This window comes from Clostridium beijerinckii, assembly GCF_018223745.1.
In the GTDB taxonomy this organism is placed as follows: domain Bacteria; phylum Bacillota; class Clostridia; order Clostridiales; family Clostridiaceae; genus Clostridium; species Clostridium beijerinckii.
The window spans coordinates 3,769,338-3,788,035 of sequence record NZ_CP073653.1 but is presented as its reverse complement, the minus strand read 5'-3'; the positions used below and the strand labels follow the sequence as shown (position 1 = coordinate 3,788,035).

The 18,698-nt window shown below is 29.5% G+C and carries 14 protein-coding genes and 1 pseudogene; 12 read left to right on the top strand and 3 right to left on the bottom strand.

Annotation, left to right across the window (positions count from 1 at the left end; translation table 11 throughout):
- The first annotated feature begins 4 nt into the window (after positions 1-4).
- The 9 genes from trxB to KEC93_RS16975 all read left to right on the top strand — a co-directional run bounded on the left by trxB (position 5) and on the right by KEC93_RS16975 (position 11,044).
- Positions 5-1,228, top strand: a complete 1,224-nt coding sequence (gene trxB, locus KEC93_RS17015) for a thioredoxin-disulfide reductase (RefSeq protein ID WP_077868816.1) — start codon at positions 5-7, stop codon at positions 1,226-1,228.
- Positions 1,229-1,568: 340 nt separating this feature from the next.
- Complete coding sequence (locus tag KEC93_RS17010; protein ID WP_017211020.1) at positions 1,569-2,906, top strand: hemolysin family protein; 1,338 nt, start codon at positions 1,569-1,571, stop codon at positions 2,904-2,906.
- A 392-nt stretch (positions 2,907-3,298) separates the two neighbouring features.
- A complete protein-coding gene (locus KEC93_RS17005) occupies positions 3,299-3,934 on the top strand; it encodes a DUF975 family protein (RefSeq protein ID WP_077868815.1) in 636 nt (211 codons plus the stop codon).
- Positions 3,935-4,244: 310 nt separating this feature from the next.
- Positions 4,245-4,949, top strand: coding sequence for a lantibiotic protection ABC transporter ATP-binding protein (locus tag KEC93_RS17000; protein ID WP_039769334.1), 705 nt, complete (start codon positions 4,245-4,247; stop codon positions 4,947-4,949).
- 2 nt (positions 4,950-4,951) lie between these two features.
- Positions 4,952-5,701: a lantibiotic immunity ABC transporter MutE/EpiE family permease subunit gene (locus tag KEC93_RS16995; RefSeq protein ID WP_039769395.1), complete on the top strand. Its 750-nt coding sequence runs from the start codon at positions 4,952-4,954 to the stop codon at positions 5,699-5,701.
- A 4-nt stretch (positions 5,702-5,705) separates the two neighbouring features.
- The gene (locus KEC93_RS16990) at positions 5,706-6,482 is read left to right on the top strand and encodes a lantibiotic immunity ABC transporter MutG family permease subunit (protein WP_077868814.1); all 777 of its coding nucleotides are present in this window, start codon (positions 5,706-5,708) and stop codon (positions 6,480-6,482) included.
- Positions 6,483-6,549: 67 nt separating this feature from the next.
- Positions 6,550-7,212, top strand: coding sequence for a response regulator transcription factor (locus tag KEC93_RS16985; protein ID WP_077837652.1), 663 nt, complete (start codon positions 6,550-6,552; stop codon positions 7,210-7,212).
- The gene (locus KEC93_RS16980; protein ID WP_077868813.1) at positions 7,200-8,576 is read left to right on the top strand and encodes a HAMP domain-containing sensor histidine kinase; all 1,377 of its coding nucleotides are present in this window, start codon (positions 7,200-7,202) and stop codon (positions 8,574-8,576) included. The genes KEC93_RS16985 and KEC93_RS16980 overlap by 13 nt, the downstream gene beginning before the upstream one ends.
- A gap of 455 nt (positions 8,577-9,031) precedes the next feature.
- The gene (locus KEC93_RS16975; protein WP_077868812.1) at positions 9,032-11,044 is read left to right on the top strand and encodes a methyl-accepting chemotaxis protein; all 2,013 of its coding nucleotides are present in this window, start codon (positions 9,032-9,034) and stop codon (positions 11,042-11,044) included.
- Between the two features lie 161 nt (positions 11,045-11,205).
- On the opposite strand, the gene KEC93_RS16970 is transcribed toward KEC93_RS16975, so the two are convergent.
- Positions 11,206-11,769, bottom strand: a complete 564-nt coding sequence (locus KEC93_RS16970; protein ID WP_017211025.1) for a TetR/AcrR family transcriptional regulator — start codon at positions 11,767-11,769, stop codon at positions 11,206-11,208.
- A 198-nt stretch (positions 11,770-11,967) separates the two neighbouring features.
- On the opposite strand from KEC93_RS16970, the gene KEC93_RS16965 reads away from it, so the two are divergent.
- A complete protein-coding gene (locus tag KEC93_RS16965) occupies positions 11,968-13,224 on the top strand; it encodes a multidrug efflux MFS transporter (protein WP_077868811.1) in 1,257 nt (418 codons plus the stop codon).
- A gap of 225 nt (positions 13,225-13,449) precedes the next feature.
- Here KEC93_RS16965 and KEC93_RS16960 read toward each other — a convergent pair whose 3' ends face one another.
- On the bottom strand, positions 13,450-14,514 hold the full coding sequence (locus KEC93_RS16960; protein WP_337250450.1) for an NADH:flavin oxidoreductase: 1,065 nt from the start codon (positions 14,512-14,514) through the stop codon (positions 13,450-13,452).
- Positions 14,515-14,634: 120 nt separating this feature from the next.
- Between KEC93_RS16960 and KEC93_RS16955 the strand changes: the two genes are divergently transcribed.
- A complete protein-coding gene (locus tag KEC93_RS16955; protein ID WP_039769350.1) occupies positions 14,635-15,000 on the top strand; it encodes a winged helix-turn-helix transcriptional regulator in 366 nt (121 codons plus the stop codon).
- A gap of 65 nt (positions 15,001-15,065) precedes the next feature.
- On the opposite strand, the gene KEC93_RS16950 is transcribed toward KEC93_RS16955, so the two are convergent.
- A complete protein-coding gene (locus KEC93_RS16950) occupies positions 15,066-16,772 on the bottom strand; it encodes a GGDEF domain-containing protein (protein ID WP_039769352.1) in 1,707 nt (568 codons plus the stop codon).
- 404 nt (positions 16,773-17,176) lie between these two features.
- Between KEC93_RS16950 and KEC93_RS16945 the strand changes: the two are divergent.
- Positions 17,177-18,655, top strand: a pseudogene (locus KEC93_RS16945) (ISLre2 family transposase).
- The last annotated feature ends 43 nt before the right edge of the window (positions 18,656-18,698 follow it).

Sequence of the window (18,698 nt, the reverse complement as noted above, 5' to 3'; positions counted from 1 at the left end):
AAGTATGGACGATATGACTAATTTCTACGATTTGATTATCATAGGTGGCGGACCTGCAGGACTTTCAGCAGCAATTTATGGTGGAAGAGCTAAACTTAAAACTCTGGTAATTAATAAAGGAGTAGTTGGAGGTCTCGTAAATACAACAAGGGAAATAGTTAATTATCCTGGTTATGAACAAATCAGCGGACCAGAACTTATGAAAAACTTTAAGAAACATGCAGAGAGCTTTGGAGTTGAGTTTCTAAGAGATGAAGTAGTAGATGCTGATTTGTCCTTAAGAGAAAAACTTGTTACCACTAAAAAAGGAAAGCAATTCTTAGCTAAAGCTGTGATTATAGCTTGTGGCAGTGAGCCTAGATTATTAAACATCCCTGGGGAAAAGAGACTCCAAGGCAATGGAGTAGCATACTGCGCAACTTGTGATGCAGAGTTTTTTGAAGGAGAACATGTTGTAGTAGTTGGAAGTGGTGATCAGGCCATTGAGGAAGGAATGTACATCACAAAGTTTGCAAGTAAAGTGACTGTCATAGTGCTTCATGATGAAGGGATTCTCGATTGTAATAAAGTAAGTAGCGAAAGGGCCTTCAATAATGAAAAAATGGAGTTTATCTGGAATTCAACCATAGAGGAAGTCCTTGGGAATGAAAATGTAGAAGGCGTAAAAATTAAGAACTTAAAGACTGGAAATATAGAAGAGGTAAACTGCCAAGGTGTATTTTTCTTTGTAGGTATGGTACCATCAACTAATTTTCTAAAAAATAGCGGTCTTGAAGTTGATTCAAGAGGGTATATATCTGCAAATGAACTTATGGAAACTAGCTTTGAAGGAGTTTATGCAATAGGAGATAATAGAGTTAAATATTTAAGACAGGTTGTTTCTGCTGCTGGTGATGGAGCAACTGCGGCTGTGGCAGCTGAGCGTTACATTGAAGAATTAAATGACTTTAATGAAAGTATTCTAAAAAGTGAAAAAAGAGTATTATTACTATTTTTAGATGCTTTAGTTAATGAAAACTTAAGATTTAGAACACTGATAGAAGAGGTAAATAGGGAATTAGTTGATTGTTATAGGATTAAAGAAGTAAATATAGCCACAAAGAAAAATCTTATAGGAAAATATAATGTTAGAAATGTGCCTGAAATAATTGTGTTAGATCATGGTAATGAAATTAAAAGATTAAAGTATACAATGGATAAAGAACAATTAAAAAGTCAATTATCCTAACTTGTCATCTTTATGGTAATAGTCAGTAAAATTTATTTCACCAACAAATAAGAATATAAATGTATCGTATAAATACTAAGAAGTAACAGGACTTGAGTTCAGTATTAATGAAAGAGAATATAGTAAAAGATTTATATAAGGAAATAAGTTAATTAATGCATATGCAACTCCCAGTATTAATATAATATTTTATAAAATTTAAATATTAGTGAATCAAATTGCTATAACACTTAATATTATATGTAAATAAGGAATATTTGAATTAATTGAAATTTTACTTTAAATATTTCTTGTGATATGATTATATTAAAAAAAAATTTATGTTGGAGGAAATATTTTTATGGATTTAGACCCGGAACAGACGAGTATCACGTCACAATTAATTTTAATAGTCATATTGACTTTGATCAATGCATTTTTCGCATCAGCAGAAATGTCTATAGTATCATTAAATAAAAATAAAATAAAGCTTCTTGAGGAAGAAGGAAATAAGAAGGCCAAGCTTTTATTGAAACTTATGGAAGAGCCTACTAATTTTTTATCGACTGTACAGGTAGGAATAACTCTTGCAGGATTTTTTAGTAGTGCTTCAGCAGCAACAGGACTATCAAAGGATGTAGCTCTTTATTTAAAGGGACTTAATGTTCCTTATAGTGGACAAGTTGCATTGGCATTAGTAACAATTGTATTATCTTATATCACATTGGTATTTGGAGAACTTTTTCCAAAAAGAATAGCGCTTAAAAAATCAGAAGCTATTGCAATGTTCTGTATAAAACCATTAGTGATTATAGCTAAAATTGCAGTTCCATTTGTAAGGTTGCTTTCAGCATCAACTAATATATTAGTTAAACTGATTGGGCTCGATAAAGAGGATTTAGGTGAAAAAGTATCAAAAGAGGAAATCAAATCTTATGTAGAAGCTGGACTAGAACATGGAGTCATAAATAAGACTGAAACAGAAATGATAAATAGCATATTTGAGTTTGATGATAAATTAGCATGTGAAGTAATGACACCGAGAACAGAAGTATATATGATTAATATAGAAGATCCATTAATGGAATATTTGGATGAATTGATTGATGAAAGATATTCAAGAGTTCCTGTTTACGAAGATGATACTGATAATATAATTGGTATTCTTTATATGAAGGATTTCTTTAGTGAAGCAAGAAAATATGGATTTGAAAATGTGGATATAAGAAGCATATTGCATCCACCTTATTTTGTTCCAGAAAATAGAAATATTGATAGGTTATTTAAGGAGCTTCAAAGTACTAAAAAGCATATTGCTGTATTAGTAGATGAGTATGGGGGATTTTCAGGTATAGTTTCTATTGAGGATTTAATAGAAGAAGTCATGGGAAATATAGATGATGAATATGATGAGGATGAGCCATCAATAGAAGAAATAGATAATGATACTTTTATGATATCAGGTATGCTTTCAATTAATGATTTTAATAATTACTTCGATACAGATATTAAAAGTGAGAATTATGATACTATGAGTGGTTTTATTATTGAAATTCTTGAACGTATTCCTAGTAATACAGATGAACAAGAGATAGAATATGAAAACTTGATCTTTAAAATAGAAGAAGTAAAGGAAAAAAGAATTAGTAAGATAAAGCTTTATATTCAGAAAGATGATGAAATTTTAGCTGTATTATAAGGCTGTAATATAAAATAAAAGTGGCTGTTTTAGAATAAAAGATAGAACAATATAAGTACTGTTTTTTTATTAAAGACTATTTATGTTGTTCTAAGAATTTATTTTATAATAGCCTTTTTATTTGCAGTTTTATAACTAATATCTAATACAAATTGTGTGATATATCCTTAATTATGAAATATTAATATAGAAGTTAATTGCAAGATATATAATTATGTTGAAATTATGGATTACTCGAATGAAAACTTTTACAAAAAGTATATAAAATATACAAAAGATTAATGTATATTTATAAATTCATGCGATTACTGTAAATTAAAATATAAATATAGCATAATGTTAAATCTCCCTGCATAAATATCAAAGGTATTTCAATTTAAGGAGGAATTTTTATGAATACTAGAGCAGACCTGAAGAGATTTGCCAAAGATCAACTAAAAGGGAGGTGGGGACTGGCTATTGGAGGAATTTTTGTTGCTGGATTTCTAATTCCAATTATTTTTAATTTAATTTTAAGAGTTGTTAGAGAAAGTTTTGGTTTGAGTTTAATAGTATTTTTAGTAACAATATTTGTTAGTGTAGCAATAGGAGTTGGCATATGCAGATTTTCTCTAAACTATGCTGAAAGAGATAGTAACCCTAAATTTACAGATATATTTTCAGGATTTTCAATAATTCATAAAGCTGTAGGCCTATATATTTTATTGACTATAATTGTTACTATAGGATTATTTTTATTGATAGTTCCAGGCATTATATTTATATATATGTTTTCACAATCATTTTTTATTTTAGCTGCTGATAATAATAAGTCAATAATTCAATGTTTAAAAGAGAGTTCAGCTATTATGAAAGGTCATAAATTTGAGTACTTCGTCCTTACTTTAAGTTTTTTAGGGTGGATAATACTTGGAATGATTCCACTATGTATAGGGCTATTATGGGTGGTTCCTTATATGAACGTCACAGTGGCTACCTATTACTTAAAACTTAGAGATAGTTATAATAATAATGATAAAATAGCATAAAGAACAATAATTTATTATTCAGAAAAAAATATATATATTGCAAAAATAATTCTTTATCATAATTCTAAAAATATTGTAAGAATTTTAGCTGTAATTGTGAATTGTGCATTGTGAATTGCGACATATATATTTATAAAATATTATATATGTTAAATTGAAGACTAAAGAAATTATACCTTCAGTAATGCCGTACGAAAGCGTTACTGAGGGATTTTTTATTTTTAAATACAAGTAAGTTTCTTAAATTTCAGTTCCTTATAAATTCCTTATAATTAAGGCTTATTATTTAATTATAAGAGGAGGAGTGAAGATGAACGAATTTATTTTAGAAACAAAAAACTTATGTAAAAACTTTAAAAAGCAAGAAGCAGTTAAAGATATTTCAGTATTAGTTAAAAAGAATTCAATATATGGGTTGCTTGGTCCAAATGGAGCAGGAAAGTCAACACTATTAAAGATGGTTACGGGAATGCTTAGAGCAAATTCAGGAGAAATCTTATTTGATGGACATAAATGGAGTAGAAAGGATTTACGCGAAATTGGGTCATTAATAGAATCAGCGCCTTTATATGAGAATTTGACGGCAAAAGAGAATTTAAAGGTTCGTACTACAGTACTTGGATTGCCAGATTCAAGAATTGAAGAAGTTCTTCATGTAGTAGAGCTTGAAGGTACAGGTAAAAAGAGAGCAGGACAATTTTCTATGGGGATGAAGCAGAGATTGGGGATTGCTATTGCACTACTTAATAATCCTAAGCTTTTAATTTTAGATGAGCCAACTAATGGACTTGATCCATTTGGAATACAAGAATTAAGAGAGTTAATACGATCTTTTCCAAAGAAAGGCATTACAGTAATATTATCAAGTCATATGTTAAGTGAAGTAGAACAGATCGCTGATCATATTGGAATTATATCTGGAGGTATTTTAGGATATCAAGGAGAATTAAAAAAAGGTGAAGATTTAGAAAAATTATTCATAGATATTGCAAAAAAATATAGGAGGGAGAAATAATGATGCTTAAATATTTTATTTCAGAAAATATGAAGATAAATCATACGTTTGTAAAGAAATTAGTATGGATAGCACCAATTATGGTAATTCTTCTTTCGGGATTTTTAGCATCAAATTATTTTCAGGTTGATATTTATAATTGGTGGTATACATTAATACTTCCTGGAGCTATATCACTAGGCAGTTGCCTTTTATCAAAAACTGATGGCTCTATGAAAAATAAAGCGGTTATATCACTTCCAGTAGATTTAGATAAAATATGGATTGCTAAAATATTGGTGGGAGTAAAGAATATAGCTATTTCTTGTATAGTTATTTTTATAGCTGGAGAGTTAAGTGTGTTCTTTATTAAAATGGATAGCATATCACATATTTCGATGTTAAGTGGTTTAGTCGGAACTTTAGTGATCATTATAACTTCAATGTGGCAGGTTCCGTTATATTTTTTTCTGGGAAATAAAATAGGATTATTTCCAACTATTGTATTAAGCCTAGCTGTTAATATGTTTTCTATAGTTATGGCAGTAAAGGATTTTTGGTGGATAAATCCTTTTTCGTATACATCTAGACTAATGTGTCCAATTTTGAAATTACTACCAAATGGCTTAATAGCTAAACCCGAAAGTCAAACTTTTACACCAGAATTACTTAAGAGTTGGGGGATACCTCTTGGTATCGGAATTTCAATAGTTTTATTTATATTGATAACTTATTTAACAGCTAAATGGTATGATAGACAGGAGGCAAAGTAATATAATGAAAATTCTTCGCTTATTGAAGGCAGACTTTATAAAAATGAAGCACACACACTTTTATTGGATTCATATTTATTTACCAATTATAGGAGCAATAATATTTTTGGAATATTATTCATTTTCAACTTGGAATTCTGTAAACAAAATAAATGGATATTTAGAAGTAGTATCATTAACATTTCCTGTGGTAATCGGAATTGTATGTTCTATGGTTATAGAACAGGAGGTTATGGCCGGAAAATTTAAAGAAATGCTATCTATAGAATATGGAAAAGGAATGTGTCTTGTGAGTAAAATATTAATTCTACTTCTTACAGGTTTATTTTCGCTTAGTTTAGCGGTTGGCATTTTTTTTGCTGGATTTCAATTTATTTTAAGGCAAAATACTCTACCAGTAAATTTTTACTTAAATATAATTTTTATTATATTTGGAGCTCAAATCTTCTTTTATTTATTTCACCTATGGTTGAGTATTAAAATAGGAAGTGGAGCATCGATAGGAATGGGCATACTTGAAAGCTTATTAGCGGCTTTGCTGATTACAGGACTTGGAGATGGAATATGGCAATGGATACCTTGTGGATGGTCAGTTAAGTTTTGTGATAATTTCTTTATAAAAGCCTCTAATTCTGCAGATAATTTTAATAAACTGGCTGATATTAATACTGTATTTAGTAATAGCGCCATTGGATTTAGAGATTGTGTTTTATTTACAATTGTCTTTGGGATTTATCTTGGAGTTTGGTTTAACTTTTTTGAAGGTAGAGGAGAGAAGTAGTAATAATTTATAGAATAATAAAGATCAGCTGGTAATATTGGGTATAATAGATGTAGGAGGGATGGAAATGGCATATATTCTAGCGATAGATGATGAGCAAGGCATATTAAAGGTTATAAAAGGTGCCTTAGAAAGAGAAGGACATAATGTAACTATAGTTTCTAATCCTACGGATATATCAAAGGATCAGTATGTAAAATACGATTTAATTTTACTTGACGTAATGATGCCAGAAATAGATGGATTTTCTCTGTGCAAAGAGATACGTAGTCTGGTTGATTGTCCAATTATATTTTTGACAGCAAAAACTATGGAACAAGATATTGTAATGGGATTAAGTATTGGTGGAGATGATTATATATCAAAGCCTTTTGGTATAGGTGAGCTTCGGGCAAGGGTAGCTGCACATTTAAGACGTGAACATAGGGAAAAACAAAATGCTTTTTCTATTTCTGATATAAAATTTAATATAACTGCAAAAGAGGCTTATTATAATGAAGAATTAGTACCTTTTACAAAAAGTGAGTATAATATATGCGAGTATCTTGCTCTAAATCATGGGCAGGTATTTTCCAAGGAGAGAATATATGAAAGTGTATTTGGTTTTGATGGAAATAGCGATACTACAGCGATTGTGGAGCATATTAAAAATATAAGAAATAAGTTTAAGAAGGTAGGAATAAACCCTATAGAAACTGTTTGGGGGATAGGATATAAATGGAAAGAGTGAAGAAGCAAAAAAGCATTTCTAAGATTTTCGCAATATATATAATGTTCTTTTGTATAGTTACAATTCTTTTAGCTATATTTGATTTTATTCTATTTCAAATTGGTTTGAATAGTGGGTTTATTTTACCAGCAAACTACTATGAGCAGAAAATTGAAAAACAAAGAGAAGAAATAGCAAAAGCAGAGGGTGTTAAAGTAAAAGACTTTATACCGGATGAGTGTAATTATATAGTTTATGATTCTATTGGAAATGTATTTTATAGCAATGTATCAGAAGCTAAAGCAACAGATATTTGGAATCTTGTACAAAGTGATAAGAGAAGTAAAGGAAAATATTATTATAAATTTATTTCTAGGGAGAATGGAATCTGTGTAGTTGAATACACCATAGGGGCAAGTTTTGTTAGCCCTGTTTTGAAAAAGTATGTTCAAAATGCTGAGCTTAGTTTTGTTTTTATATATTTTATTTTGTTTAGCATTGAAATTATAATTCTATCTAGGTGTTTTAGAAGAAGAATATCGAAAGAACTACATGTTTTAAAAGAGACTACAGAAAATATACAGATGGAAAACTTAGAATTTGAGGTGAAGTATTCAAATATATTAGAAATCAATGAAGTCATTTCTGCGCTCGGTAAAATGAAGACAGAGTTGAATGATTCTCTAAGTAAACAATGGAAGATGGAAGAAGCACGTAAAGAGCAAATAGCAGCATTGGCTCATGATATAAAGACACCATTAACAATTATTAAGGGAAACTCTGAGCTTTTAAGTGAACTTAATTTAAAAGCAGATCAAGCCGAATTTAACGATAGTATAATAAACGAGGTTAAAAATATAGAAGATTATATTAAATCATTAATAGAAATTATGAAAACTGAGAAAGAATCAATATTAGAAAAAAAGAAAATAAAGTTAGAAGAATTTATACAGGATATAATTGAACAAGGAATTTCCATAGGTATAAATAAAAAAGTAGAGTTTAGAAATGAAATTAAACATATTCCAGAAGTTATTATAGGAGATGAACTGGCTTTAAAGCGAGCTTTAAGCAATGTTATTTCGAACGCGGTTGAATATTGCTCCGAAAATGGGAAAATAGCATTTGGGGTTGATTCAGATAATGATAATATAAGATTCACCATTGAAGATTCAGGAAGAGGATTTACAGAAGAGGAATTACAGTTAGCTACAGAGCAGTTTTTCCAAGGCGACAAGAGTAGAAATTCCAAAAATCATTATGGTATGGGTTTATATATTGCAAAAAAATTTATGGAAAAACACAACGGGAATATTTCACTTGGAAAATCAGAAAAACTTGGAGGGGCTAAAGTTGTTATAGAATTACCCATTTTATTTAATTAATCAAAGTAGTTAGCTAAATAATAAGAAATTATTTATTATTCAAACAACTATTAAACCTAAGTAAAATGAATATTTCTAATTATAAACCTAATAAGAACCAAGAGTATAGATCTCTGTGAACATGGAGATTTTTACTCTTGGTTTTGTGATTTTATAAAACAATAAATAAAGGATTATTTTATAAAAGAAAAATTATTGTAAAATCCAAATATGTAAAAGCTATACATTGACTTTGAGTATACTCTAGAATATATATTAGAATTAAAACAGTTTTGTAGAAAGAAGGCGAATTATATGAAATATATTAACTATATAAGAAGCGTAACTTAAGTTAATGGCATTTTTGCATGTTACTAAGGATGAAGAAATCAATACATATAATATATTGGTTATAAGGAATATTTATATTTAACATTGTTATACAAATTTTAAAATCAAACAGGAAGTGAATTAAAATGAAAAACATTAAGACAAAAGTTATTCTATTGGTCGTAGCAGTTTGTTTTTTTAGTTTATTATGTTCTTCGACGATAAGTTATTATCTTTTTTATAAAACTACTGTGGTTGAATCAAAGGATAAACTAGGGGCACTATCTGAAAAATATGCAGAAACTATAGACAATTGGATGGCTACTCAAGGAAACTTTGTTAATCAAACAGCGGAGAACATCGAATTTAACAATAATTATGATGGGATAAACCTTTTGAAATATATGAAAGTTAAAGCAGAGTCAAATACCGATATTATGGATATATATTTTGGTTTTGAAGATAAAAGTTTTGTTGATGAAGATGGATGGATACCTGATAATGACTTTAATTGTACAGAGAGAGATTGGTATAAAGATGCTTTAAAAAGTGACTCAGTAATTTATTCTGATCCATACATAGATTTTGAAACTAAGAAGTTAGTCGTTACAGTTGCAAAATCAGTTAAAAAAGATGGAGCAGTCATAGGCGTTTTAGGTACTGACATAAATATGGAAAGTATCTCTAACGAGGTTCAGAAGGCACAACCTATAAATAACAGTTATGGATTCTTATTAGATGAAAAAGATGAATTTGTGATTCATCCAAATAAAGATTTTCAATCAAGTGCAGATAAGCTAAAGAATATTAGAGATGTATTAGGTGGAAGTTTAAGTAGCATGGTTGGAAAGGATAGTTCTGAATCTAATATTGTAAAGCTAAAAGATTATGATGGAATAAATAAATATTTTGCAACAGCTCCTATTACTTCTTCAAAATGGACAATGGGTATTGCAGTTCCAAATGCTGAATTTTTAAAACCGCTAACCGGTTTAATTATCAGTTTTATTGCCATGTTTGTATTTTTAATGGTTATTTTTTCTATGGTTGCTTTATATTTTGCAAGTAAAATATCAAGACCGATTTCATTGGTAACTAATTTAATAAATAAAACTACTAGCCTAGATTTAGAAATGAAGAAAGAAGATGAATTCGAGAAATTACTTCAAAGTAAAGATGAAATTGGAATTATTGCTAGAGCTGTAACATCGCTAAGAAAAGAGTTAAGGGAAACTATTGAAGTTCTTAAAGAAAAATCAAAAGAGTTACTTGATCATTCAGAAGGAATTGCAGTTTCAACTAATGAAACGCTTCAGGGAATTCAAGGTATTTCTGCAACGGTGGATCAGCTTTCAGTTGGCGCATTAGACCAAGCAAGGAATACAGAACTTACTTCTGAAAAATTATTGCATCTTGGAGAGAAAATAGATGTCTCATCAAATAATGCAGATTTAGTAACAAAGTTTTCAAAAAAATCGCAGCATATTAGCGAAGATGGTATTAGTGCTTCAAGGGATCTTATGGATAATATCAATGCTAATAATGAAGCTTTGGAAAAAGTAATTAGAAATATAGACTTATTATCTAATAAATCAGGATCTGCAGGCAAAATAATAAATACAATTCAAGCGATTTCAGAACAAACTAATCTTCTTGCATTAAATGCAGCAATTGAGGCGGCAAAAGCAGGGGAAGCAGGTAAGGGATTTGCGGTTGTAGCAGATGAGATACGAAAACTTTCAGAACAGACTTCAAATTCCACTAAGGAAATAGAATGCATTGTAAATGAAATTATAAGAGAGATAAATGCAGCTAAGAAAAGCATGGATGAAGAAAAAAACATAATGACAGAAGTAAGCAAAACTACTAAAGAAGCTATTAATACATTCCAACTTATAAATAGTACATTTGATGATACTATAGAAAATATAGAAGAGTTAACTTCTAATATAAAGTCTATAGATGAAAATAAAGATTCAGCAATAAGCAGCATTCAAGAAATTTCAGCTGTAGCAGAGCAGTCAGCAGCTTCAATTGAAGAAGTTTCAGCAACTGTTTCAGAGCAATCTAATTCTATGGAAAAGATATCACATTCTGTAATAGAGCTTAAGAATATTGCAGATAAATTAGAACAAATAGTTGGAAAGTTTAATGTATAGAGGAAATAATTAGATGCGATAATATAAAAACTAGCAGCACAGCAAAATTTACATTTTGATATGCTGCTAGTTTTTGTAAAATAATAATTTAACATAGAACTCACTATTTGGAACATAGATATGTAGTTAACATTTTGAATTAAGATTTAAAAGTTTCTTAGTTATTTTTCTGATATTGATAAAATAAAGTCATCTATCATTAATTTAAAGCTGTCTTCTAAATTGACTGGATTTTGAAAATATCCGTGAGAGCTTAAGGAAACGAATCCATGTAATAGACTTCTTAAAGCCCTGCTTTTATGAATTATAAATATTTTATCACTGCTATAAAAGTCTAAAATTTTACGTATTATTGCATTACTTTCACTAGCTAAGCGCTTAACTTCATCACTTTCAGTACTTGGGATATTCACGTAAAGCTTATAGCCACTCTTGTTTTCAAATGCAAAATCTCGATATACATAAGCAAATTCTCTTATTGCAGTCTCTCCACTTTTCCCGATTAGTCGCTCCATTAAAGTTGAATTTAAGTTATTTAAAAAGTATATGGTCATTTTTATTTTAAGCTCTTCAATGTTGGCAAAATGATTATATAAAGACGGATATTTTATATCCAGTTTTTCTGCAATCTTTTGGAAAGTAATTTGATTAAGTCCAATTTCATCAGCTAGTAAAAAAGAAGATTCAATAATTTTTTCCTTAGTTAAATTTCGTTTCTGAACCATTTTATCACCTCTTATAATTCTGATTAATAAAGATAGTTTAACATGATAGGTTATTTTTATCAAATTGGAAATAATTATTAAACTATAAGATGTAGTTTACAAATTATATTTTATAGTTTATTCTTATATTTAGAAGACAATATACAAGTTATTGTATTGGAATAACAAAACTAATTAGTAAGAAGGAATAAATTTATTATGGAAATGTGGAAAAGAAATTTAAAAGTTTGTTGGTTCGGAATGTTCGTGACAGGAATAGGCATGAGTCAGATAGCACCAGTATTACCACTATATATACAGCATTTAGGAATTCAGGATTCGGCTTCGATAGAGAGGCTTTCTGGAATTGCTTTTGGTAGTACGTTTATTATCTCAGCTATTTTTTCACCCATTTGGGGACATGCTGCTGACAAATTTGGGCGAAAACCAATGTTGCTTAGAGCAAGTCTTGGTATGGCTATAGTTATAAGCTGCATGGGATTTGCACCTAATGTATATGTATTAGTAGCTCTTAGGTTATTACAAGGAGCTATCACAGGATATAGCACAGCCTGTACTACCTTAATTGCAACTCAAACAGATAAAGAACATGCAGGATATGCTCTAGGAACTATTTCAACAGCAAATATTGCAGGTTCCTTACTTGGACCTACAATTGGAGGATTTGTAGGAGAGACTTTTGGTTTGCAAAATGTATTTTTTATAACAGGCGGGCTTATGCTCATTGCATTTATTACTACAGTATTATTTGTAAGGGAATCTTTTAGTCGTGAAGATAATAAAGTTTTAAGTTTCAAAGAAGTTTGGAATACAGTTCCAGAAAAAGGATTAACCATTACTTTATTTATAACTTTTTTTATATTATCTGTAGCAATGTATTCGGTAGAGCCAATAGTAACAGTTTATGTTACTCAACTATCTAAGGAAGCGAGTCATATTGCATTAATAGCGGGAATAACTTTTTCTGCATCAGGTTTTGCTAATATAATTGCAGCTCCAAGGCTTGGAAGGCTCTCTGATAAAATAGGAGCACATAAAGTTATGCTAATATGTCTAGTAATAGCTGGAATAATATTCATACCTCAAGCATTTGTAACGAACACTTGGGAACTTATGGGACTTAGATTTTTACTAGGACTCACAGTTGGTGGTCTTAACCCTTCTGTTAATATATTGGTTAAGAAAATTACACCATCCGCTCTTACAGGTAGAGTATTTGGTTTTAGTATGGCAGCAGGATATCTAGGTGTATTTGCAGGATCAGTTCTAGGAGGACAAATCGCAGGATATTTAGGAATAAAATGCGTATTTTTTGTAACGAGTGCATTGTTATTAATTAATGCAGTGCTAGTATATTTTAAAGTGTATAATAAACTTAATATAAATAATAATCATAGAATGGAGAAGTATGAAAAGGGGATAAGAAATGGAAAACTTCAAGTCAGTGGAAAATAAATTTATTAATATAGAAAAAACTGCATTAGTTCTTATAGATTTGTAAAATGGAATCGTAAATAGAGAACTTTCACTTCCTAGGATTGGAAGTATTAGAACAAGCGAAGAAGTAATTTCAGCATTAAAATAATTAAAAACAAAAAGTAGCGAAAAAGATACAATGCATATAATACATAAGCATTGTATCTTTTTTACTGTAATTAAATTTACAGTTTAGAAAACATTTTATTTATTATTCTTATCGAATATAACTTTTCCAGGACACACTTCGGATTGACCAAACCACATGCACTTTGCACAATTTAAACATTTTCCAGTATCTTTTCCATCCATAGCATGGTTTGCCCAATTAGGATTTATAAGAATCCCTTTACCAATATCAACGATATCTACATTTGTTTCATCTAATATTTCTTCTGCAATTTCGGCTGAGTTAATTCCATTAACTGCAAATACTGGAATTGATACTTCTTGCTTGATCTTCTCAGCAGCATAAACAGCATTGGAATACTTATAATCTTTGTTTACATTAATTTCTTGTTCATTAAAGAATCCATAAGAAATATCAAGAAAATCTATTCCACTCTTATCTAATATTTTAGCATAACTTACTCCATCTTCTATTGATGGTTCAAATCCGCCTAGACGAATTCCTACAACAAATTCTTCTGGAGTTACTTTTCTAATTCCTTCTAGTATTTCTAGTACAAATCTTTCTGGGTTAGTGCCATATTCATCAGTTCTTTTATTAACATTCTTATTTAAAAATTGACTTATTAAATAACCATGACATCCGTGTAGCTCAACGCCATCATATCCAGCTTCGTAAGATCTTCTTACAGCTTCAATATAGTCTTTTTGTATTGATTCTATATCTTCTTTAGTCATTTCACGTCCAATAACTGTTCCGGCAAAACCTTTATATTCATATGGACTTGGACATAGAGGAGATTTAGAGATTCCTGTAACTCCAGCATGATGAATTTGAATAAATATTTTACATCCTTCTTCATGAACTGCATTAACTATGTTTTTTAATCCTTCAATTTGGTTATCTTCCCAAATTCCAATTTGCTTTTCTGATAATCTTCCATCTTTATTAATACATGTAGCTTCTTGTATTATAAGTCCTGGACCGCCTTTAGCTAATTCCTTATAACGGTCTAAATTTTCTGCTGTTACATATCCATCTTTGGCTAAACCTACAACCATTGGAGGTACGCATATGCGGTTTTTTATTTCTATATTTTTAATACTAAATTCTGAGAATAACTTTTTCAAAATATCCACACTCCCATTTTGACTTATTTACATATTACCATTTGTCTGGTATGTTAATATTATAATTTAATAGGAAACATAATAACAAGTACGCACATTTTTGTGCCTTAGTTTTAAGGGGGATTACTTATGAAAGGTGAAACAGAAAAAACGAAAAACAAGTATTCTAAAGCATGTCCTGTTCTTCACGCACTTGAAATTATAGGAGGTAAGTGGAGGCTACCTATTATATGGGAGATATCAGGTTCAAAGAGCATTAGGTATAATGAACTTAAAAGAAGCATACCTGGTATAACTAATATTATGCTGACTCGATCTCTGCAAGCATTAGAAGAACATGGACTTATAAAAAGAACAGAATATAATAAGATTCCACCGCATGTAGAATATTCTTTGACTGATGACTGTAATGATTTACTTCCCGCATTAGCAATCATTAATGAATGGGGAAAAAGGGTATGGCCAGAATATGAAGCTAAAAATAAAACAAAATAAAAGAGTCTAGACGTGATGAATGTTTAAACTCTAAATATGATTATAGTTTCGTAGTAATTTTGATGTTAGGAATTATTTCTTATTTCATTTGTATAACAAATGCAAACAGTATTTCTACCATTCTCTTTTGCATTATATAAGGCATTGTCAGCACGCCTAAACCAGCTATGAAAATCCTCAACTACATCTTTTTCGGCTATGCCTATGCTAACAGTTATTTTATTTACAAATTTGAATTTATGATTTTCTATGGATAATCTTATTGTTTCAGCAATTATAGTACTTTCTTTTGAATCTGTGAAGGGGAGTACTGCAACAAATTCTTCTCCACCCCATCTAACAAGAATGTCTTCTTTTCTAAGGCACTGTTTAATAATCATAGCTGTTTCAGATAAGACTAGGTCCCCAGTACTATGTCCATAGGTATCATTAACTTTTTTAAAGTGATCAATATCAAGAACCAACATTGATACAAGACTCTTTTCTTTTTCGAGTTGAAGAATTTTATTTACAACTGTTTCTTCAAAATAGCGCCTATTATATATATTTGTAAGTTTATCTGTTATAACTTCTAATTGAAGCTTAGTATTAACTTCTTTTTCATGTTTTATTTGTTTTATAATTCCGATGGTAAATAATAATGTTTCAATGGAGGCAGCAGGATAGCATGTACTAAAAGCAAAAATATTCCATTCTAGTAAACCGTAAGAACCTAAAATATATATGATAAAGCCAGTAAATAGTATAAATATGCCAACCAAGTAATATATAGATCCCATACCAAATTTAAAATAAGAATATATTGAAATAAGAATATATAACCCTACTAGGATCATCTGCAAATATAAAATATCATAAGTAAATCCGTCAGGAATAATTTCAGATATATATAGAGAAAGTACGAGAAAAAGTATTGAAAGTTTAAAAAAATTATTTAATATGGGCATGTTATTTTTTATATCTAAGTATGAATAGATAAATAAAACCCAGGTTGAAGCGGCCATTGCAGCTAATGCTATAAGCCTGTTATTACTATTAAATCCTAGAATTAACTTTTGCATTCCAGATAAGCAATATAGTAGTGAAAGCAGTGATCCTGTAAAAAGTGAATGAAATAAATACTTCTTATCTTTTGATGAAAAGAATAGAATCATATTCATAATAAGCATTCCTAGGAGTACACCCAAATTACCGATATAAAAACATGCTAACAAGTTTTGAATAATATAAAAGTTACTGTCTTTTGCTAGAAGTAAATTAAATACATTTGAATCCCAAGTTGAATTTATATAGATATCTCTATTAAAATCAATATTTTCAGGTAGATTAATATATGGAAAAATAAAGTATTCATTAGGCTTTTTAGTTACATACTTGCCATCAGTAGTTGGAATATAAAATTGAATATTTTCAATGAATTCACAATCAATGTACATTATATTATCAGTGCTAGCTTGTTTACCTTGTAATCTTAGTTTAAGCCAGACTTTTTGAACATCTTCAGGAAAGTAGATATTTTTAGAATTGTTTTTTTCAAATTTAATATAACTATTATCTGCTACTTGGTTTATTTCTGCATATTGATTATCTTTAGGGATGAAGTATTCTACATTGTTTGATAAGTTTATATATTTATCATCATCAATAAGTTCAAAATAACTATATTTTAGAACCTTTACAAAATTTATTAATAGTATAATTGAAATAATAATGATGCCCGTTAGAGCTACAAAATTTACCTCCTTTAATTTTATTGATATATTTTTTAACATACTGCCACCCCATATTAATGTTTTTAGATTAATGAACTCATATTCCTGAAAATATTTATTAGATTTAATATATTTTATATGTTTCTACTATGTTCTTTATTTTAGTACATTATTAAGCTACTTTTTTCTATAATTAAAGCTAAATTGTTTATAACAAAAGTATGATTAATTGCATTATAATTCACGATAAGTATTATTATACCATATAAATTTTACATGATATTTTTATGTTTATAATCTTATGATTATTTTTAAATCGTATCGGTGTTAGAGTATAATTTTAGTAGGCAAAGATAATAAAGAATACTATATAAATAATAAAGGAGATGCAAAAGCATCTCCTCAATACATAAATTATCCATTATAATTAAGTTGACGAAACTAAATAGAATAGAGTTAGATTTATGTATGAATTAAGTTTAAATGATAATGGATTTACTTTCAAGGAGTTAGAGAAAAGAATTTATAAATATGCTTGTGATGAAGCTTGCAATGCATTAAAAAGCATATTAGAATCCTTGGATGAAAAACTACTTAATGAAAGAGATAGCAAGGTTTACCGTAATAAAGGCCGTAAGCAAACTTGTTTGAGGACTATTATGGGGAATGTAGAGTATTCTAGGCGTGTTTATGAATTAAAACTTGAGGATGGTAAGAAAGCAACTAAATACCTTTTGGATGAGTATTTAGGAATGGATACTATAGGAAATGTTTCTATAAATCTCGTAGAAACTATTTTGACTAACGTGGCGGATGTTTCTTTTAGAAAGACATCTGAGAATATTAAAACTATGTGTAATCAAGAAATTAGTGCTCAAGGCGTTTGGAACGTAGTTCAAACAGTTGGAGAAAAGATTAAAGAACTAGAAAATCGTAAAATTGAACTAGATGATAAAGGTGTGTTAAAAGGCGAAAAGGAAGTACCAGTATTGTTTCAAGAGCAAGATGGAGTTTGGCTCTATCTTCAAGGTAAAGATAGACCAAAAGGGAAAAATAAAAAGAAAGAGTTAAAACTAGCAGTATCATATACAGGCTGGACTTTACGTCCATAAGCAAAAAAAGAATATGTAGTTGTTGATAAAACTGCTTGTGCAAGTTTTAGTAATTCTAGCCACTTTAAAAAGCTTGCTAGCGCAACAATTTCAGAAAAATACAATGTAGACGAAATTCAAACTAGAATATTAAACGGTGATGGAGCAAAGTGGATTAAGGCAACTTGTGAGGATCAAGACATTCATTTTCAACTAGATCCATTTCATGTAGGTCAAGCAATTATGCGTAAGGTAAGTGATAAAAGAACCCAAAAGCAATTATTAAAACTATTTAGAGAAGGTAAAATTGATGAAGGTCTAGAAGCTATTGTAAATATGATGACACTTACAAATGAAGAAGATGTTTCATTTAAGAAGCTTACTGAGTTATATGATTACTTAGCTCACAATAGAGATGGATTAACACCATATAAATTAAGAGGTAACATAGACATGCCTACGGCGCCGGAAGGCATAGAATACAGGAATTTAGGTACAATGGAACATAATATTTGTGATGTATTAGCTCAAAGGATGAAGGGCAGAAAAATGAGCTGGTCTATTAATGGTGCAGATAATTTATCTAAAATATTATCTGAAAAATTTAGTAATAGGTTGTTTGATACTGTGGATAAAATCTATAGAAATATTATTCCTGATAATGTTATTGATACAATAGTTACAAAACTACCATTAACAGTATTTCAAGCAAATAAAGAATCTAATAAATGTAAGGTATATAAGTGTAATAGCGCACAAATTCCGTACAGCGGAGCTGCCACAACGCTAGGTAGAAAAATAGTGCGTGATTTATGTGGATTAAAATCATTTAGTGATATTAGTTATAGTTAAGTATAAAGCGTGTGTAGGGAAATTCTAAAAATATGATGTAAAA

Bases quoted from the DNA above. Each gene is read 5' to 3' on its own strand.
- KEC93_RS16990 (WP_077868814.1), top strand. From the start codon at position 5,706: ATGAAAATTCTTCGCTTATTGAAGGCAGACTTTATAAAAATGAAGCAC.
- trxB (WP_077868816.1), top strand. From the start codon at position 5: ATGGACGATATGACTAATTTCTACGATTTGATTATCATAGGTGGCGGA.
- KEC93_RS16980 (WP_077868813.1), top strand. From the start codon at position 7,200: ATGGAAAGAGTGAAGAAGCAAAAAAGCATTTCTAAGATTTTCGCAATA.
- KEC93_RS16970 (WP_017211025.1), bottom strand. From the start codon at position 11,769: ATGGTTCAGAAACGAAATTTAACTAAGGAAAAAATTATTGAATCTTCT.
- KEC93_RS16950 (WP_039769352.1), bottom strand. From the start codon at position 16,772: ATGTTAAAAAATATATCAATAAAATTAAAGGAGGTAAATTTTGTAGCT.
- KEC93_RS16975 (WP_077868812.1), top strand. From the start codon at position 9,032: ATGAAAAACATTAAGACAAAAGTTATTCTATTGGTCGTAGCAGTTTGT.
- KEC93_RS16955 (WP_039769350.1), top strand. From the start codon at position 14,635: ATGAAAGGTGAAACAGAAAAAACGAAAAACAAGTATTCTAAAGCATGT.
- KEC93_RS17000 (WP_039769334.1), top strand. From the start codon at position 4,245: ATGAACGAATTTATTTTAGAAACAAAAAACTTATGTAAAAACTTTAAA.
- KEC93_RS16965 (WP_077868811.1), top strand. From the start codon at position 11,968: ATGGAAATGTGGAAAAGAAATTTAAAAGTTTGTTGGTTCGGAATGTTC.
- KEC93_RS17005 (WP_077868815.1), top strand. From the start codon at position 3,299: ATGAATACTAGAGCAGACCTGAAGAGATTTGCCAAAGATCAACTAAAA.
- KEC93_RS16995 (WP_039769395.1), top strand. From the start codon at position 4,952: ATGCTTAAATATTTTATTTCAGAAAATATGAAGATAAATCATACGTTT.
- KEC93_RS16985 (WP_077837652.1), top strand. From the start codon at position 6,550: ATGGCATATATTCTAGCGATAGATGATGAGCAAGGCATATTAAAGGTT.
- KEC93_RS17010 (WP_017211020.1), top strand. From the start codon at position 1,569: ATGGATTTAGACCCGGAACAGACGAGTATCACGTCACAATTAATTTTA.